Below are 19,379 nucleotides of genomic sequence, written 5' to 3' on the forward strand. Positions count from 1 at the left end.
GGGATCAGGACCAGGGCAACGAATAGGTTTTCACATTTGTGAAGCTCTTCATTGCTTCCAGAACACCTTCCTTATACCCCAAACCGGAATCCTTAATGCCGCCGAAGGGAGACATCTCAATACGATAACCAGGCACTTCCCAGACATTGACGGTTCCGACTTTTAGGTCGCGGATCAACCGCTGAATAGCAGGCCAGTTATCTGTACAGACGCCCGAGGACAGGCCAAATGCCGTAGAATTGGAAATACGGATGGCATCCTCCAGATCCGTGAAGCGGATAACCGGTGCGACGGGCCCGAATGTTTCTTCGCGGACAAGCTCACAATCAAAAGGTACGTGATCAACAACAGTCGGAGAATAAACCGCGCCATCCCGCTTGTTCCCGATTTTCAGGACCGCCCCTTTTTCAATCGCATCATTCACACGATTTTCAAATTGGATGGCAGACGCCTCGTTAATAACCGTTCCCATATCCATGGTTTCATCGAACGGGTCACCATATTTTATTTTTGCTGTTTTCTCTGTCAGCAATGCAACAAACTCATCCGCAATGCTATCAGCAACCAAAATGCGTTTCACTGCTGTGCAGCGCTGACCCGAATTTTTATAGGCCCCCGCGACAGCCAGATCAGAAGCCTTATCAAGATCCGCATCCTCCAGAACGATGAGTGGATCATTTCCCCCAAGCTCTAGAATTTTGCGTTTGTAGCCTGCTTTTTCAGCAATATATTTTCCAATTGGGACACCGCCTGTAAAGGTCACAAGTTCAGCATCTTTATTGATCAGCATTTCATCTGCGATATCTTCCGGGTGACCGGTCACGACAGAGAACATCGCCGGTGGCAACCCGGCTTCATACAGAATATCAGCCAGCAACAAAGCCGTGAGCGGAGTTTTCTCTGTAGGCTTGAGAACCATACAGTTGTTTGTTGCAATAGAAGGTGCGACTTTATGCGCAACCTGATTGAGCGGATGGTTAAAGGGTGTAATTGCGCTAATTGCCGACAATGGCTCCCGCAAGGTAAAGATTTTCCGCTCTTTACCATGAGGGGTGATGTCACAGGAATAGACCTCGCCATCGTCCAGAATGCACAAGCGGGCAGAAAGACTGAACACATCATAAGCCCGGCCTACTTCATACAGACTGTCTTTCTTACAAAGTCCGGCCTCCGCCGTAATCAGGTCAGAAATTTCATCTTTGCGTTCAACAAGCAAATCCGCTGTTTTTTGCAAAATAGCGTACCGGTCGTGCCGCGACAGGGTCGGCTGGTAATCAGACGCAGTTTGAAACGCCGCTCTTACATGCTCGACCTTACCCGCTGGAATAGTCCCGACCACCTTGTTACTAAAGGGATTAACCACATTAATAACGTCCGGTGTCGCCACTTTTTCGCCTGCAATCCGCATAGTTTCTACGCGGATGTCCGTTGGATGTCCCATTTTGGCCCCCTTTACGATTGAGCGTGGTTCAGCGCCAAATCAAAGATATCGAAATTTCGAAGAGCGCGCCCTTCTTCCAATCCGACAACAGGCTTATTACACAACAACGGTACGCGCTGTTCTGAAATACCACCATGCGAGCGAAGAGGCTCTTTCAAGGCACTTAGATCGTGGCGGCTCGCGCTGGTACCCAATACTTTATGCGCTGTAGACACAAGGATAACATCCCCGGTTCTGTCTTCTGGCAGTTCAAACTTGGCGCACCCTTCTTCACGAGAGAGGCTTTCCATAATTCCGTCCAGACCTTTCAAACGGGCAATTATCTCGTCCCGGTTTTCTTCTGGCAAATAGGCTGTAGCAAACGAGCCAAGCGCACCGTGATGAACAACATACGGATCAGTAATTGGCAGAATAACCCGTGCAGCGCCTTCTCCCAGCCATTCATCGAGAACGTCCTGAAGGAAGATAACGTCAGGCTCACCCGCGGCTGTATGCTTAGATTTCATACCATGATCCGCCGTAAGGGCAATCACCGCGCCGCGGGCATCCAATTGCTCCAGATACCGATCAAGCATAGCGTAAAATTCGTTGGCAACAGGCGTTCCTGGAGCGTGCTTGTGCTGAATATAATCTGTGGTTGATAGATACATCAGATCAGGTGCAAATTCGTCCATCAGCTTAACACCGCAGGCGAAGATAAACTCACTCAGTTCGGCGGAATATACAGACGGTACATCCCGGCCGATCCATTTGGATGCATTATCAATACCGTTTTCAGCCAAGGTCGCCTCGGCTGATTTTTCTGAGGAAAAACAGATGGCCCGGCCAGATGTCACATCCAGCCCGTTCCCCAGCAAAGTCCGCAGCTTATCCTTAGCGGTTACCACTGCAATTTTTGCACCCTTATCAAAAAACGCCTTGAAAATTGTAGGCACCCGCAGGAATTTAGGGTCATTCATCATGACTTCTGCGTCGGCTTCCACGTCATAGAAATAGTTCCCGCAAATGCCGTGAACCTTTGGCGGCTGGCCGGTAACAATGGACAGATTATTAGGGTTAGTAAAGCTCGGCACGACACAATCAGCCCGCAAGTCTGCACCGGAAGCTAACGCCTTTTCCATATAAGGCATGACACCATCTTTTATCGCCTGCTCAATATAAGCAGGCTCACTTCCGTCGATACACACGACGACAACGGGTTTTTCAGGCCAGGCATAGGTCCGATCATTTACGGAAACCGGGGCATTTGACATGGAGGGGTCCTTCACTGTTCATCACTGCTTGAATTGATTGTTCTGCACTTTAAAAACAAACAATCTTACTGGTTCTGTATTTCAGAATTGTGAGGAGTATGGAAAGGAAAGGAAAATAAATCAAATCGATATTTATAATCATTTTGATCATTTTAACTTATATAATAAAAATACCCCTCTAACGGACTGCTCCCACCAAATTGGCCCCGCGAGAAGCCATAAAATAAAGCCCCATATAATGCGTAATATCCTGTGGGTGCGCCGCTACCTCTGGAAGTCCCGCCCCGATCGCAACGTCTTTCGGCAAATCGTAGGTCGAACAGCCTTTATCATAAACGTGGATTTCCTTCAGACTTGGCATCATATCGTGATTGCGCGCGCTCAGACTGGTCAACACAAAATCCATAACGCAGATATCTGTACAAATCCCTACAACCAGAATATCTGTAAGATTATGCTGCCTGACCCAGTCAACAACGGCATTTTTCCCGGACCCATCGAATGCGCCGATAAAACCGTTAATGCAATCTTTGCGCACTAATAGAGTATTCGGGTCCGTTTCAAGCCATTTAAGCTCTGGTACAAGTTCCTCTTCACCCGTTCCCTGTTCACAATGCGGCGGGTAAGGCGGCTCTGGTTTTCCCGGCTCGTGAGTATCAAGAAATGCAAGCATGGGCCATCCTTGCCCTGTAAACAGTTTGGCCAACCGATCCGTCTCAGAGACCATAACGGATACTTGTTCATTTGGCACAGGTGGTGCCAGATTACCCGCACCAACAGACGCAAAACCGTTCACTTCATCAACAATAATTAACCCCACCCGATCGCAATCTTTTCCAAGATCAAGCTGGCCAATTGCTAATGGCATCTGATCCGCCAATGCATTTGTGATGTCCTGTTGTTTCATTATACTCCTCCGCCCATCAATTCCCGGCTTCCCTGTAGTGCAGATTATGCAGAAAAGGGATCAATTCCAGACGAACCAATCCCTTTTCTGCGGGACAGGGTCGTGTTATCCGCATTGCCCTTCAGGTGCAATAACACCCAGTTTTTTCTCAACGTTCAGGGTACCGTTCCCGGTCTTGCCGATATACATATTCATGGCGACATGATGGTCTTTCTCAGTAATCATGGCTTTACCCGTCGGGATATCAAATGACAGACCGCCCATGCCATCGATCATGGCTTCTTTATCCACTTTGCCCGCTTTTTCGATGCCTGCTTTCACCGCCATCAACGAGTTATAATGGGTCATTACATAAAAGGAGACAACGGCGTCATCGCCTGCCTGCTTGCGAATTTTAGAGACAAATTCCTGAACACCGGCTTCATCTGAATTTGCGACCATCGGCAGACCAGCATACATGCCTTCTCCTTTTCCTGGGCCAAAGGCCCCAAGATAGGTTTCCGCAAATCCCAGAAAGGCAATTGTGACTTTTTTAGTAAGTCCGAACTCTTCGGCCTGCTTGATGAAGGTAATGCCGTCTGCACCGGGCAGGGCAAACAACAAAATCTTGGCACCGGAATCCGCGATTTTACGAATTACGGATGAGAAATCTTTTACGCCAAAAGGTGTATACTCTTCGCCAATGGTCTGTCCGCCAACAGTTTTGATCATCGCGCCAGCCGCTTTAAACATATTGCGGGGCCATACATAATCAGCGCCGAACATGTAATAACTGTTTCCAACCCCTTCTTCTTTCAAAAAGGGAATGAGCGGTGCCGTATCCTGATTAGGGACCGTATTAAAGGAGAAAAGATACCGGTCGCAAATCCCCCCTTCGTAGTTGGTCGCATATAAAAGTGGGGTTTTCAGTCGTTTCATAGTGCCTGCCATCGCATCGCGGGCAGCCGATGTAATTGGACCTGAAACCGCCATAACCTCATCCCGTTGAATGACTTTTCTAGCCCGTTCCACAGAGGTTTTAGGATCAGTTTTATTGTCTTCATAAAGCACTTCCACCTTGTGCCCCATGATACCTCCTGCGGCGTTTATTTCAGAAGCAGCGAGATCCAGCCCCATCTGCGCCTGTTTACCAAACAGCTCCAACCCGCCTGAAAATGGTTGAACAGCCCCGATTTTGATTGTTTTTCCAGCGGCAATCGCTGGCATCCCAAATCCTGCTGTCGCCGCAACGGCGCCGGCTGAGGCTACAAAACTTCTACGCGAAATCTTTATCATTGATTACCCCCTAAATTTATTCGTTTACAAATGATATCTTCTCATAAAAAATAGGACATCACCAGCAACTTCTGTCACCCTTTATGTAGAAAAACCGGAACATCACAAGAGAACAAAATCAAAATGCACAAAAAAGTGATTATTTGATCAAAATTCAGGCATATTCTTATGTATACCTACGATTGTTTCATAGGTTTGCTGATGAATTTAAACTAACGACCATCTGTATACTTACGAAAATGAACAAACCTTATGGCTTTTCTTGAAATAACTTCCCTCCAGAAAAGATTCGGTGGTTTAAAAGCCGCAGACAATGTCTCCCTGTCTTTGGAAAAAGGAAGCCTGACAGCGTTAGTCGGGCCAAATGGATGCGGCAAATCCACATTATTCAACCTCATTACGGGGGCGATCAAACCAGACGCCGGGAAAATTCTTTTTGATGGTCGCAATATTACAGGCGACGCCCCGCAGCAAATTGCACGGTACGGCATTGGTCGCAAATTTCAGGTCCCCGCCATTTTCTCCGAACTGACGGTTCGTGAAAACCTGACCGTCCCCTTTTTAAGGCACCGCCGGTTATTGGGCCGCAAAACCACCGACATGAACCGGATCAACCAGATCCTGAAGACTATCAAATTGACCGACAAATCCGACAGTCCCGCTGAAATTCTCTCCCATGGTGAAAAACAATGGCTTGAAATCGGGATGATCCTTGGGCAATCCCCCTTACTCATCCTCCTGGACGAACCAACCGCAGGTATGACTGCCAGCGAAACAGCGGCTACAGCCCAGCTTATCCGGGAAATCAATATGAAGGAGAATGTAACATTACTGGTGATCGAACATGACATCGGGTTTATTGAACAACTGGATTGCCCTGTCAGTGTAATGGCCCGCGGCGCGATTTTAAAATCCGGTAATTTCAAAAGCATCAGAAACGATCCAGAAGTACAGGAATTGTATTTCGGACGCGCCGAGGCTCCTCATGCTTGAAATAAAAAATCTTAATTCCGGATATGGCGAAGCTCAGGTATTGCAGGACTTTTCCTGTTTTATTCCAGAAGGCAAAATAACAGCCCTTATGGGACGAAACGGTATGGGGAAAACCACCCTGCTTAAGACCATCATGGGCCTGATCAGAGCCAGTAGCGGCCAGATCTGCCTGCAGGATGTCCCTATTCAAAAATTGGAAACCTATAAAATTTCGCAGGCGGGGATTGGCTATGTCCCACAAGGCCGCGAGGTTTTTGAGCAATTTACCGTCTATGAAAATTTACGTCTGGCGGCCCTTGGGTCATCCCTGAAAAATCTGGAAATCCTACCGCAGATTTACAATTGGTTTCCTATTCTTGAAGAAAGAAGAGATCAAAAAGCGGGAACATTTTCCGGCGGGCAGCAACAGATTCTGGCGATTGCGCGGGCCCTCGTCACGCGGCCCAAACTACTGCTGCTAGACGAGCCTACCGAAGGAATACAGCCCAGCATTGTCCATGAAATTGGCGTAAAATTGTCTGAAATTGCCTCTACAACGGGCCTGACAGTCCTTTTGGTCGAGCAAAATGTCGACATGGTGAAAACAATGGCAAATGCCGTTGCCTTTATTGAAAATGGAAAATTAATGGAACAGGTCGACATCCATGACCTTGAAGAAAATGATACGCTTTTACAGCGTTATCTGTCGATATAGGAAGGCATTATGGACATACTTTTATCGCTGATCGATGCCGCCTCCTATATTCTGATCCTCGTCTTGATCGCCCTGGGCCTGATGATTGTGTTTGGCATGATGGGCGTCATCAATATGGCGCATGGCGAACTCTTCATGATCGGTGCCTATGTTATGGTGGTTTGCCAATCAGTGGGCCTACCGTTTATTGTTGGACTTATTCTAGCTCCGGTGATTGTCGGACTTCTTGGTTTTATCATCGAAAGCCTTCTGATCCGCCATATATACCTTCGGCCGCTCGATACTATTCTTGCGACCTGGGGGTTATCAATCGCCCTTAAACAAGCCATTGTTCTGATCTTTGGGCCGGAATCCCAAAGCATCGCCAGTCCTATAAATGAAACACTGACAGTAGGGGAATTCTCTTATCCGGCCTACCGGTTACTTGTTATGCTGGCCTCGCTGATACTGATCGGGGGTACCTTTTGGGTTTTTCTAAAAACTGATTTTGGACTAAAAGCCCGCGCCGTCATTTCGCGGCCGGACACGGCAGCCACTCTGGGCATCAACACCCGGCATCTATATCGCTGGAGTTTTGTTATCGGTACGGCCTTGGCCGGACTGGCTGGTGCACTGATAGCCCCAACCATCAGCGTGGATCCACAAATGGGACTGGGCTACCTGATCCCAGGTTTCCTTTCCATATTGGTTGGCGGCGCGGGGCCGTTGGCTGGCGTGCTCGTTGGGGGGGCTGCGGTCGGCGGGACAAACAGCCTGCTTACTGTTTGGATTTCTCCGGTTGCCGCTCAAATAGCCGTCTTTTTGCTGGCAATCCTCGTTATTCGCCTTCGCCCCGAGGGTATTTTGGGAGGAAAAAAATGAGACATCTCCTACCCATACTGATCCTTGGCGCCTTATTCGCTATCGCCCCATTTTTTCTGGGAAGTTACTGGGTTTCGCAATTGAGCTATTACCTGATATACGGATTACTGGCATTATCCTTATCGCTCGTGTGGGGTTTTGGTGGCATCCTCTGCTTTGGACAAGCCATCTTCTTTGGCATCGGGGGCTATGTTATGGCCGTCATGACCAAAGGTATGATTTCGCCGCTCCTTATCAACAGTTATCTGGGATTGTTTACCGCAGTTTTTTCATCTGCGCTTTTTGCCATTATTCTTGGCTATTTTCTTTTTGCCGGAAAAGGGATCAGCGGTCCTTATTTAGCAATCGTTACCTTGGCGATTGCCATCGTTCTCGAACGATTGATGAGTAATTGGTATGATTTGGGCGGATATAATGGTTTGCTGGATATTCCCCCGCTCAATATCGGGCTTTTCTGGTTTGATTATGAACTTTGGGACAATATTCCGATTTTCTACACGCTCCTGACAATCGTGTTCAGTGTCTTCATCGCTGTTTCCCTGCTGACAAAATCATCTTTCGGGATATTGCTAACGGCGTTAAAAACCCACGAAGATCGTCTTTCATTCTTTGGATTTAGTGTTTTACAAATCAAACTGACAGTCTTCGCCATTAGCGCGGCCATGGCTGGTCTCGCCGGTGCTTTATTTGTGACCGTGGATGGGTTTGCCTCGCCAACACTTATCGGGTTCACCCTTTCAACAGAAATCCTGATATGGGTGGCTCTTGGTGGAAAGGAAATGTTGATGGCCGCCTTTTTAGGAGCCGTTCTGACCAGATTTGCTGAAAACTGGCTATCCGAAATTTTCGGTGATTTCTGGATCCTGTTGTTAGGCAGTGCGTTTATGATCAGTGTGGTTCTATTGCCAAAAGGGCTTATTGCAACCCCTTTGGCACTCTTGGCGAAAAGAACAGGGCTTAAGCTTTAGCCCTTCGTTTTTCGGTTTCAGGCCGCAGAACCTGCCCGGTTTCATCCAGAAGAACTCCAAATCGTTCTTCTGCCTGTCCTGCTGAATAATATCCGCGCATGACATCGTCGGCGACCAGATCAGGGTCTCGCTTGAACGCCGAACCGAAGCCACCACCGCCCGGCGTGGAAACAGAAATACTATCCCCTACTTCAATTTGAATATCCTGATCTTTCGATAAATGCGGGGGAATATAATCCTTTCCATCCGCATGAACCAAGACGGTGTTTAAGCCACCATCTTTGCCGCCCAATGCACCCAGTGGCCCGTATCGACCGTGATCCATTACCATGGAAGCGCGCGCCTGACCCCGGCGTAATCTTATTTTATAATTTACGCCGAAACCGCCACGATATTCACCGGCCCCACCAGACCCTTCATGAAGGGAATATTCTTCAAACAGAACAGGGTAATATTGTTCCATGACTTCAATAGGTGTCGTCTTAGAGATCCCAATGGTCGAACAGCCATTCGACAGGCCGTCACCGCCCTGATAGCCACCATAACCGCCCCCCGAAATGACGTACATGACATAGGCTTTATCCCGTTCCGGATCATAACCGCCAACCGCCAGATTACCTGATGTGCCTGCCGGTGCCGCAAAGAGCAGATCCGGCATAACATCAACAAGCGCGTTAAACACAGCTTCCGCAATACGCTGGCTTACTTCAGCCGCACAGCCGGAAACCGGTCTGGGATATTTCGCATAGAGGAACGTTCCCTCCGGATCCGTTATTTTTAACGGCTCAAAGGTACCTGCATTAATCGGAACTTCTGGAAAAATATGTTTTATTGCCAAATAGATAGACGACTTTGTTGTAGCAATAACTGAATTCATTGGCCCCATGCAAGGGTCACTGGATCCGGACATATCAAAATGAAGCTCGCCCCCTTTGGATGTAACCTTCATGTCAATTTTTAGGGGCTCATCCACAACACCATCAGAGTCTACATAAGCGACCCCGTGATAGTCGCCATCCGGAATATCCGCGATTTTCGCGCGCATCTGTTCCGACGCCCGCGCCTTCAGTTCCTTGATCGACTGGCTGACAACATCTTCGCCATAACGATCCAGCAGATCTGTAAGGCGCTGCTCTCCAATTGATAAAGCCGCAGCCTGTGCCTTGATATCACCAATTCTTTGATCCGCTATTCGAATATTTGACAGAATAATCGACAGAATTTCCTCATCCAGCACACCTTCTTTAAACAGTTTAACGGGCGGCAGACGCAAGCCTTCCTGTTCAACCTCAGTCGCATTTGCCGAAAAGCCTCCCGGAACTGAACCACCTAGATCAGGCCAGTGCCCTGTATTTGCCAGCCAGGACCACAATTTTCCTTTGTAGAAGAAGGGCCGAACAAATTTAACATCCATAAGATGCGTGCCGCCCAAATAGGGATCATTTACAATAAAGATGTCCCCGGGCTTTACATCTTTCGCGCGCTCAATCACCGCTTGCGTCGAAAACTGCATTGTCCCGACAAAGATGGGAAGGCCCAACTCACCCTGGGCAATCAACTCCCCCGTATCCGCAGCATAAATCCCGTCTGAACGGTCGAGTGCTTCTGAAATCACTGGGCTGAAAGCCGACCTGACAAATGCCAGATCCATTTCGTTGCAAACCTGAATAAGACCGTTCTGGATCACGGCCAGCGTAATTGGATCAAGTTCTTTCATCTTACACCTCCACAATCAGGTTACCGATAGGATCTGCTGTTACCTTGCAACCGGGCTCCACAATAATGGTGGTATCCAATTGCTCAATGATTGCGGGTCCCGCAAAGTCAAGCTGGCTTGGCAACGCATCCCGTTGATAAACCGGCGTGTCGAACAATGTCCCGTCAAACATCACAGGACGCCGTGTTCTTTCAGCCTCGCCCAGGGTTTTCTTTTGGTCGCTGCCGACCAAGACAGCAAGGTCCAGGCTTTCCCGACGGCCAATAACCGCCGTATGCAAATTCACCAGGACGGCCTTGATCTCCGGTAACTCCACCGCAAAGCGCGCCCAGTATACTTCATCAAAGCGCTTCTGGAGTTCTTCGAGTGTCACATCAGGCCCGCTGATTTCGACACTCAGCATATGGCTCTGTCCTTGGAATTGCATATCGGCGGTAAAAAGAAACACCAATTCCTCGGTTTTAACCCTGTCCCGCTCGATCATTTTTTTACCGTCTTCAATCTGCTGGCGGATAATCTTTTGCACCTGATCTATATCAAGGGAAGCAAGCGGCGTATTCACCGTGTTTACAAAATCATGACGCAAGTCAGACACAACACACCCCAGTGCATTCGTGATGCCTGGCCGGGCGGGCATGACAACGCGCGGAATAGAAAGCTCTTTTGCAAGGGCAACGCCGTGCAATGGTCCCGCACCGCCAAACGCAAACAAGGCAAAGTCACGTGGATCATGCCCCCGCGATAGACTGACCATGCGAATAGCGCCTGCCATTTTGTTATTGGCGACTTGAAGAATGGCCGTGGCCACCTCTTCCGCGTTCATATTGAAATGCACACCAATTTCACTGACAAAAAGATCTTTGACTTCCTGAAGAGAAACTGGACTATCGACTGACAGGAGTTTCTCTGCATCCAGACGCCCTAGAACCAGATTGGCATCCGTGATGGTGGGGCGTCGCCCGCCGCGACCGTAGCAGATCGGACCGGGTGTTGCGCCTGCGCTTTCCGGGCCCACCTGAAGCATACCTGCTGCATTGACAAAGGCAATCGAGCCCCCACCAGCACCGATCGTATGAACATCCACCATGGGTACATGGATCGGCATGCCATATTCCAGATCAAGCTCAGCTGTCACTTGCGGCACCCCATCCTGAACCAGACCGACATCAGAACTGGTCCCGCCCATATCATAGGTGATCACTTTATCAATACCCGCTGCTCGGCAGGTTGCCGCGGCCGCCATAACACCGGAGGCCGGACCGGACATCACCGTATTGACAGCGCTTTCAGCCACAATCCGCGAAGAAACACTTCCCCCGTTCCCTTGCATGACAAGCAGATCATGGGCAAATCCCTGATTGGTCAATTCATCCTGAAGACGATTGATATACCGATCCAGAACCGGACGAATTGCGCCATTGATCGCCGCGGTCGTCCCACGTTCATATTCTCGATATTCGGATAATATCTCATGACCTGCCGTCACGAACCGATTAGGCCACATCTCACGGGCGATTTCCAACGCCCGCGCTTCATGCGAGCGGTTTTTATAGGAATGTAGAAAATGAAGAACAAGGCTTTCCACATCCTGATCGATCAATTGCTTGATCGCTGCACGCAAGGCTGCTTCATCGAGCGGAATAACAACCTGGCCATCAGCGTCAATCCGTTCAGGAACCTCAAGACGGTATTCGCGGGAAATTAAGGGTTTAAACTGTCCCTTGAGCCCATAGGGCTGCGGACGGGTTCGACGTCCCAGTTCCAAAACATCGCGAAAGCCTTTGGTGGTGATCAGGCCAACTTTGGCGATCTTCCGCTCCAACAAAGCATTGGTTGTTGTCGTTGTCCCATGATTGATTGCAAAGACTTCGGAAAGCTTTGTACCAACATTTTCAATGGCGTTAATGACACCAAATGCCTGATTATCCAGGGTGGTTGGCACCTTTGTGACGGAAACTTCCCGTGTTTCCGTGTCTACGGAAATCAAGTCAGTGAAGGTACCACCAACATCCACACCAATTACTCTGCCTGTCATATGAAAATCCGTTATCGTTGATTTTTACTAATTATCGAAGACCATCGTTGGCGGAGATATCATCAACCGTCAAACCGCCTAACCGTGCATGTGGACGTCCGCCTGTTGTCATGACCAAGGCATAAACAATTTCGCCGCGCCGTGGACTATCAGGAAGGCCAACCTCCATTGCATCGAAATGGCTGCGAACGTAGGAAGCATCTTTATGGGTGATGGGTATTTCCATCCGTGCGCCCACACCAGCGACCTTTTTGGATGATGGAACAATGGCATATGCCTGACCAAGGGCTTCACGCATGGCGTAACCGCCGGCCACATGCCAGCAGGCACCATGTTCCATTTCACCATCCTCGCCAACAATCGCGCCTTTGCCATAACTACAGATTTTCTCCGGATCACCGCCCAGCGCGTTTATCAGCTGCTTCGCAACCTTAAGTCCCAACGGCTTCAGCGCTTCCATGAAGGGAGTGATATCCTCGACATATTTCCCCGCGTAAGGATTATCGACAACCGCGATGATGGATCCTCGCAAAATGGGGGCCTCAAGAACCGGGCCACCTTCATGGTAGACTTCTTCGATTTGTGTGGAAATTTTCCGCACTTTAACAAGATCTGTCATGCTATTTTCCTTATTTGAACTTTTTCATCTGATAACAGGCTGCAGCTCTGCCCTTGCAACGCGAAATACGCAGACTGAATGAGCCCAGCCTCCCTCATATTTTTGGCAACGCGCATCCCTTGGGCGAGCGCATTTTTCTTTTCCGCTTCCGTCAGCGGTCCAACGTCGGTTGTCACCATCATTTCGCCAAGATCCGTGTCGTCTCGGACGTCAAAAGCGGGCTTTTGCACAACGGCAGGACTTTTTACAAAAACATGACCCGCAATGAGCGTGGCTGCAACATCCGCTGTCGCCGCACAATTCGCCAACACCGTCACGGCATCAGCGATCCCCGGAGACAATGATCGGCCTCGCCAGCCTGAAGTTGCTACGCCGCCAATCCCGTCCTGGGCCGAGAGGGTGATTTTCGCATCAATCGATGGAGCATCCTGATTATTGACAATGCCGCTTGTAAAAACAGAGGACCCATCCAAAAATAAGGCGATATCACCACCGTTATTCACATACAATTTTTCCAGTCGGCGCCCTTTGAGCATGGCCGCTTTAACGTGATCTGCAACGGCTCCGGCAACCGCTGCCATGGCGGTAACAAAGTAATCATCTGAAAATTGACGGGCAGCATTCCATAAAGTTTGAGAAAGACCGTTCATTGCGGGCGCGGTCTTTCCTGAAACGGGCCGTTTCAGAACACTTAAATCCTCAACAAGTGTCGAAAGGATACTCGAAAAGGCGACCGCTCCCTGTTTATAGGCTGTCTCAATTTCTTCCGGTTTGCCAAAGGCTTCTGCGACAATGTCAATTGGGCCGTGCTGAAGATGTAATCTTCGCCCGTCTGCCATTAACCTGACTGTCGCCTGACCAGTCATTTTTCAGTTTCCTGCAATTTTCACTAGCCCGTCCCGGGTCAGCACATCTGAGATCGGAATGATACTGTCCATATGACCGCCCAACGCCTCGAAATCTTCACGCGACATTGAAAATTCGATTGGCGCGACCAAAGCTGGTGTCGGCACATATCCAAACGAATTTTCGGGCATTGCCATCACATCAACAATGACTGTAATTCCGCCGCCCGGCCAAATATAAGCCGGTGCGCCCCCACAGGTAACACGCGTCAAAGCCTCTTTCACCGATCGGGTCAATCGCACAGGGTTTTCAGTAACCCCCGCACGCAAAGACCCACCTGCACCTGCCATGAAAAGCACAGTGCACAAAGCAGGCTCACAATTTTCTGCAATCCGATCAACAACCAGTTTTATTTCATCCGGCATCGAGGCTGGAACCGGTTTCAGTTCCTCATCCAAAACGAAATATGCGCTGTCCTGACCTGTTGTGGAAACCATCAGTAATGTCATGCCCGGACGGGCCTTTTTCGGATCGACTTTGTCAATAATATCCAGCGGATTGGTGATATCCGTTCCGCCCCATCCAGCGCCATGCTCGGCTACCTGAAAATACCGGCCCGGCGTTGAACGTCTTCCTCGCACTTTTATCCCTGAAACAGGCATCTCTAGAAACTGTCCTGCCTGATGCTCCGTAAGGACGCCTGTAATATGATCATCGACAACGATGACCTCGTCCACTTTTCCATGCCATTGCGGCGCAAATATACCAATGGTCGCGGAGCCGCACCCGACACGCATCCGTTCTTCTTCATCCCCATCAATGATGGGCGGCTTTCCCGCCTGAACAGTTATTTTAGCGCCGCCCTCGACTTCGAGATCAACAGCATGTTTGTTACAAAGCGCCAATAAGGTATCACAAGTCACTCGCCCTTCTTTTTTGGACCCGCCAGTTAAATGACGGACGCCGCCAAGTGACAGCATCTGGCTGCCATATTCAGCCGTGGTAACATGGCCAACCTGCTCACCATCGGCATATACAGCGGCTGTTTCTGGTCCTACATATCGGTCCGTATCGATCTTTACTTTGACGCCGCAATAGCTGAAAACACCTTCAGAAACCACTGTGACCGTGTCCACACCATCCGCTGTTGCGCCAACAATAAAGGGCGCAGGTTTATAGTCCGGATAGGTAGTTCCTGAACCGACACCCGTAACAAATGTATGCCCTTTCGGAACAAGATCGCCGTTCCACTGACCACTGGTTTCAGTAAAAGGGACCTGTTTTTCAGCATTTTCAAGAACGACCAACGGGTCGACACGGGTAAGAACACCGTCCACATTGGCATATCGATCACAGGCGCCGGAACGCCCCGTACGAATTCGGCAAAGCACAGGACAGGCATCACATCGAATTAACCCATCATCTTTTGTTGCTGTTTTTGCATCACTCATTGTGCGGCCTCCTTCTTGTTAAGGGCTGCCTTTAACCGATGGGGAAGAAGCGGCGCCTCAGTGACCCGCACTCCCGTTGCATGGCGCACCGCGCCAAAAATAGCAGGCGCGGTTGGAACCAGCCCCGGTTCCCCCACGCCCTTGGCCCCAAAAGGACCCAAAGGTTCGGCATCTTCCACAATCAGTATTTCCATATCGGGCATATCCCCGAATGTCGGGATTAGATAATCATGCAGGTTTTCAGTCACACCCGGGACGAACTCTTCCATCAACGCAAGGCCCAGCCCCTGTGCAATTCCTCCGTGGATCTGACCCTCAACCAATTGTGGATTAATGGCCTGCCCCACATCATGAGCGGCAATTATTTTAATAACCTTTGTCGTCCCCAATTGTGTATCGACCTCAACGAGGGCGATCTGTGCTGCAAACCCATATGTCGCATACGGCACCCCCTGCCCGTTTTCATCAAGCGGTGATGTCGGTGGATCAAAGTTACCGGACCCAAAGAAAACATTGCCCTTCTTGATTTCGGGAAGCGTTTTAAGATCTACCTCGTGCTTCGCATTTTTGTCGGTTATCGTGAGAATAGAGCCTTCTATTGTAAAGAGGGCGTCCTCACCTGCGTTCACATGACGCAAAATCTGTTGCCGCAAGTCAAGACCCGCAAGTTCCGAAGCTTTCCCAGAGACAAATGTTTGACGTGAGGCAGAGGTTTTACCCGCATCTTCCGTTAAATCGCTGTCTCCCATGATATAATGGAAATCAGAAACCGGCAGGCCAGCCGCATCGGCACAGATCTGCGGCATAATCGTATTCGAGCCCTGCCCGATATCAACGGCACCGTTATAAAGTGTAATTTTACCGTTTTTATCGATACCCACTTCCATCGTGGAGGGATTGGAAAGCGATGTATTACCAATGCCATACCACATGGCACCAATACCCACGCCCCGTCGCAAAACACCGTCACTTTTTTCATTAAAAGCACGTGCAAGCGCGTTCATCTCGCCCCAGCCGGGTTTCAGTTCTTCCAGACAAGGCGCCATACCCGCACTGGCTTGCAAAACCTGACCGGTTGCTGTGGCCTCTCCAACCCGGATTGCATTTTTCAATCGGATTTCCAGCCGATCCATTCCAAGCTGTTCCGCCAAATCATCCATCATTGTTTCATGGGCAATGGCAGCTTGCGGAACACCGAAGCCTCTAAACGCACCTGCTGGCGGCGCATTGGTAAACAGTCCGCGGCCCGTAATATGAACATTAGGCACAAAATAAGGCCCGCTTCCATGAACGGGAACCCGTCCGGCAACCGTAGGGCCCCAAGATGCATATGCGCCCGTATCAAAGTCCGCAGTCATTTCCGCAACAACGAGCTTACCGTCCTTGTCCGCGGCAAAACGGCTTTTGACCTCCGACGGATGACGTTTGGTGCTCGCCGCCATACTTTCCGGCCGCTCATAAACATAGGCAACAGGGCGGTCGTATTTCATAGCTGCGACCGCCAGAATGGGCTGTATGGACACATCCAGCTTGCCCCCGAAACCACCTCCGACAGCCGTTGGAATAACCCGGACCCGCTCTTTTTCAACTTGCAGAACGTTCGCAATCTCATCCAGATCAATATGGACGGCCTGCGTGGTTACGGTCACTTCGACCCGGTCCCCAACCCGTTGGGCCCAACCTGCCTCAGGTTCAATATAGGCATGTTCAACAAACCGTGTTTGAAAAGACCCTTCCGTGACGGCTGCCGCCTCGTTCAATCCCAGTTCAATGGATCCTTTCGCCACATGACCGGAAATCAGGACATTCTCTGGCTTATCTTCATGCAGTTGTAACGCGTTTTTCGACCGTGCCGCATCAAGCCCAATCACTGGCTCCTGCAACAGAAACTTTATCGGCAGATCATCCAGTCCTATTGACTGAACCACGTCTTTAGTGCCGACAACAGCAACAACAGCATCACCGCGATACCGAACAACACCATCGGTTAAAACTGGCTGATCTTTACCCACAGGATAAATACCAAACCGGTTAAACGGGATATCCTTATAGGTCAGTATATCGTGAAGCCCGTTCCACGTATCAATAACCAATGACATATCATCAATTTCGACCCTGGCTGACGGATAGGGTGAACGCAGGATTCTGACCCAGAACGCATTTTCTGGAATATTATCCGCCCCATACTTTTCAAGACCATTTAACTTTTCTTCAGCGTCCAGCTTCGCAATAGACGCCCCAACCGCCTGACCGGCTTCTGGCTCAAGCGTCGTGTGCTCGCCCGCTGCGTCCATGACCGCATCGACGATTTTCTGGTATCCTGTACAACGACACAGAACCCCTCCCAACGCGTCTTCTACGGCGTCCCGGCTCGGCGTGTCATTTTCCGCCAACAAGCTACTTGCCGCCATCAGCATACCCGGCGAACAAATACCGCATTGTGCTGCACCGTGGCGACTAAAGGCCTGCTGAAGCTTGTTGAGAGAACCGGCGTGCGCCAACCCTTCAACCGTTGTTATAGATTTTCCTTCAGCCTGTATAACGGGCGTGAGACAGGAACATACCTGTTCCCCATCAAGGGTCACCGTACAAGCCCCGCAATCCCCGGCATTACAGCCTACTTTTGTGCCCGTAAGGCCCAATTGGTCTCGTAAAACCTCTGACAGGCGGGTAACGGGTTGCGTTTCAACCGATACCGTCTTCCCATTTACATTTAGCTCTATCGATCTTGTCATGATGCTGCACCCCAACTGGAAATCATACGATGAATAAGCGTTTTGGCCGCGTCTTTTCGATAAACCGCCGTTGCACGTACATCATCAATCGGGTTGAGAGATGAAAAATGAGCATCCCGAATATTTCGCGTAAGAGTGCTGTTCATTTGCTGACCAACAAGGCTGTCTTCCAGTTCGGTCAATCGGATGGCCACCTCCGAGCAGGCCCCAACAGACAAACGACAATACGTAATCGTGCCCGAGGCATCCCATTCGACCGTACCTGCGACCATCGCCAATGAAATCACCAGATATTTCCGGGACCCAAGCTTCAAAAAAGATCCTAAACTGTTAGCCGCTTGACGGACCGGTATATGTATTGCTTTCAAAATTTCAGTGGGCTGCAACGCCGTTTTCCGATTTCCCAGAACAAATTCGGATATCGACAACATACGGCTTCCTTCAGGCGAAAGGACCTCAACCGTGGCATCAAGACTTAGAAGAGCGGGTACGCCGTCAGCGGCAGGGGACGCATTGCATAGATTACCACCGATGGTCCCTGAATTTTGGATCTGACGCCCACCAACTTCTTTTGCAGCAAGCTTTAAACCATCAAAGAGTGGCGGCAGCTCAGCATTAACAATATCGGTCCAGCAAGTAGCCGCGCCGATGACCCAGCGCTGCTCGTTTCTTTCTATTCCATGCAACTCTGAAATGGCACTAATGTCCAGAATATCGTCATCCAGCTTTTGTCCCACTTTCGCTGGATAATAATCAGTTCCACCGGCAAGAACCGTCAAATGGCGACTTGGAAGCAGCGCCAATAGGTCAGACAGGTTGTCCGGCCGAAAATATTCTCCCATATTTTTCGGACCTTCTTTTTTGTATGTATACATATGATAATGAAGTATTATTCCACTATGTCAAGCGCTAGCCTCCTACAAAATTGAAATTATTGCTTCTTCTTTCTGCGACCCCATAATAAAACAGCAATAGTTCAACGGTAAAACGAAAACCTGGAAGGGGTTCACAAGTCAGGATGGTAGCCGAGTGTCCGAAATAATACTCGAAGAAAGTTGGAAAACAGAACTACAGGAAACGCTGAACCAACCTTTCATGAAAGATTTGTTTCGCTTTCTTATGACAGAGACACAACGCGGAAAAACCATCTATCCTCCAAAGGAACAGGTCTTTTCGGCCTTCGACATGACTCCGTTTAATGCGGTGAAAGTGGTCATTCTGGGCCAGGACCCGTATCATGGCCCCGGACAAGCCCATGGGCTAAGTTTCTCGGTTCCTGAAACAGTTAAAACACCCCCCTCACTTGCAAATATCTACAAGGAACTGAAACGGGATCTGTCTTTACCGATCCCGAAAAGTGGATGCCTGACCAGCTGGGCTGAACAAGGCGTTCTGCTTTTAAACAGTGTCCTTACTGTCGAGCAGGGAAAAGCGGGATCTCACCAAGGTAAAGGCTGGGAAAAATTCACGGATGCTGCGATCGCCGCCCTTAATAACAACGCTGATCATCTGGTTTTTCTTCTATGGGGGGCTTATGCTCAGAAAAAGGGTGAAATCATCGACAGAAAAAGGCATCTCGTTTTA

General features: G+C 49.5%; 16 protein-coding genes. 5 read left to right on the top strand and 11 right to left on the bottom strand.

The features are described 5' to 3' along the window. Window positions 1-4: 4 nt before the first annotated feature. From phnY to ACJAYR_RS05880, 4 genes are all read right to left on the bottom strand, one after another. Window positions 5-1,441: a phosphonoacetaldehyde dehydrogenase gene (gene phnY / locus ACJAYR_RS05865; protein WP_415235734.1), complete on the bottom strand. Its 1,437-nt coding sequence runs from the start codon at window positions 1,439-1,441 to the stop codon at window positions 5-7. Between the two features lie 11 nt (window positions 1,442-1,452). Further along, window positions 1,453-2,694: a phosphonoacetate hydrolase gene (gene phnA, locus ACJAYR_RS05870; RefSeq protein ID WP_415235735.1), complete on the bottom strand. Its 1,242-nt coding sequence runs from the start codon at window positions 2,692-2,694 to the stop codon at window positions 1,453-1,455. Between the two features lie 178 nt (window positions 2,695-2,872). After that, entirely contained in the window at window positions 2,873-3,601 is a 729-nt protein-coding gene (locus ACJAYR_RS05875) for an isochorismatase family protein (protein ID WP_415235736.1), read from the bottom strand. A 105-nt stretch (window positions 3,602-3,706) separates the two neighbouring features. Continuing rightward, window positions 3,707-4,876 (bottom strand): substrate-binding protein, encoded by a 1,170-nt coding sequence (locus ACJAYR_RS05880; protein WP_415235737.1) that lies wholly within the window; start codon window positions 4,874-4,876, stop codon window positions 3,707-3,709. Window positions 4,877-5,128: 252 nt separating this feature from the next. On the opposite strand from ACJAYR_RS05880, the gene ACJAYR_RS05885 reads away from it, so the two are divergent. Genes ACJAYR_RS05885 through ACJAYR_RS05900 form a run of 4 tightly spaced genes read left to right on the top strand, consistent with a single transcriptional unit; the run spans window position 5,129 to window position 8,392 of the window. Continuing rightward, window positions 5,129-5,869, top strand: coding sequence for an ATP-binding cassette domain-containing protein (locus ACJAYR_RS05885; protein ID WP_415235738.1), 741 nt, complete (start codon window positions 5,129-5,131; stop codon window positions 5,867-5,869). Beyond that, window positions 5,862-6,563, top strand: a complete 702-nt coding sequence (locus tag ACJAYR_RS05890) for an ABC transporter ATP-binding protein (protein ID WP_415235739.1) — start codon at window positions 5,862-5,864, stop codon at window positions 6,561-6,563. The genes ACJAYR_RS05885 and ACJAYR_RS05890 overlap by 8 nt, the downstream gene beginning before the upstream one ends. 9 nt (window positions 6,564-6,572) lie before the next feature. Next, window positions 6,573-7,424 carry a branched-chain amino acid ABC transporter permease gene (locus tag ACJAYR_RS05895; RefSeq protein WP_415235740.1) on the top strand — a complete coding sequence of 284 codons (852 nt, stop codon included), beginning with the start codon at window positions 6,573-6,575 and terminating at the stop codon, window positions 7,422-7,424. Beyond that, window positions 7,421-8,392, top strand: a complete 972-nt coding sequence (locus ACJAYR_RS05900) for a branched-chain amino acid ABC transporter permease (protein ID WP_415235741.1) — start codon at window positions 7,421-7,423, stop codon at window positions 8,390-8,392. The genes ACJAYR_RS05895 and ACJAYR_RS05900 overlap by 4 nt, the downstream gene beginning before the upstream one ends. On the opposite strand, the gene ACJAYR_RS05905 is transcribed toward ACJAYR_RS05900, so the two are convergent. The 7 genes from ACJAYR_RS05905 to ACJAYR_RS05935 are packed head-to-tail and all read right to left on the bottom strand — an operon-like array spanning window position 8,382 to window position 18,637. Continuing rightward, on the bottom strand, window positions 8,382-10,109 hold the full coding sequence (locus tag ACJAYR_RS05905) for a hydantoinase B/oxoprolinase family protein (protein WP_415235742.1): 1,728 nt from the start codon (window positions 10,107-10,109) through the stop codon (window positions 8,382-8,384). The two genes, ACJAYR_RS05900 and ACJAYR_RS05905, sit on opposite strands and share 11 nt — an antisense overlap. Before the next feature lies 1 nt (window position 10,110). Further along, window positions 10,111-12,144 carry a hydantoinase/oxoprolinase family protein gene (locus tag ACJAYR_RS05910; RefSeq protein ID WP_415235743.1) on the bottom strand — a complete coding sequence of 678 codons (2,034 nt, stop codon included), beginning with the start codon at window positions 12,142-12,144 and terminating at the stop codon, window positions 10,111-10,113. A gap of 31 nt (window positions 12,145-12,175) precedes the next feature. After that, on the bottom strand, window positions 12,176-12,763 hold the full coding sequence (locus ACJAYR_RS05915) for an amino acid synthesis family protein (protein ID WP_415235744.1): 588 nt from the start codon (window positions 12,761-12,763) through the stop codon (window positions 12,176-12,178). Next, window positions 12,760-13,629 (bottom strand): UPF0280 family protein, encoded by an 870-nt coding sequence (locus ACJAYR_RS05920; protein WP_415235745.1) that lies wholly within the window; start codon window positions 13,627-13,629, stop codon window positions 12,760-12,762. Before ACJAYR_RS05920 ends, ACJAYR_RS05915 begins: the two co-directional genes overlap by 4 nt. Window positions 13,630-13,632: 3 nt before the next feature. Continuing rightward, on the bottom strand, window positions 13,633-15,060 hold the full coding sequence (locus ACJAYR_RS05925) for a 6-hydroxynicotinate reductase (RefSeq protein ID WP_415235746.1): 1,428 nt from the start codon (window positions 15,058-15,060) through the stop codon (window positions 13,633-13,635). Continuing rightward, a complete protein-coding gene (locus tag ACJAYR_RS05930; RefSeq protein ID WP_415235747.1) occupies window positions 15,057-17,795 on the bottom strand; it encodes a molybdopterin-dependent oxidoreductase in 2,739 nt (912 codons plus the stop codon). Before ACJAYR_RS05930 ends, ACJAYR_RS05925 begins: the two co-directional genes overlap by 4 nt. Continuing rightward, window positions 17,792-18,637, bottom strand: coding sequence for an FAD binding domain-containing protein (locus ACJAYR_RS05935; protein ID WP_415235748.1), 846 nt, complete (start codon window positions 18,635-18,637; stop codon window positions 17,792-17,794). The genes ACJAYR_RS05930 and ACJAYR_RS05935 overlap by 4 nt, the downstream gene beginning before the upstream one ends. Before the next feature lie 187 nt (window positions 18,638-18,824). Between ACJAYR_RS05935 and ung the strand changes: the two genes are divergently transcribed. Next, window positions 18,825-19,379, top strand: a 555-nt coding sequence (gene ung / locus ACJAYR_RS05940) for a uracil-DNA glycosylase (protein WP_415235749.1), incomplete at its 3' end; no start/stop codon positions are given.

Source organism: Sneathiella sp., assembly GCF_047631475.1.
In the GTDB taxonomy this organism is placed as follows: domain Bacteria; phylum Pseudomonadota; class Alphaproteobacteria; order Sneathiellales; family Sneathiellaceae; genus Sneathiella.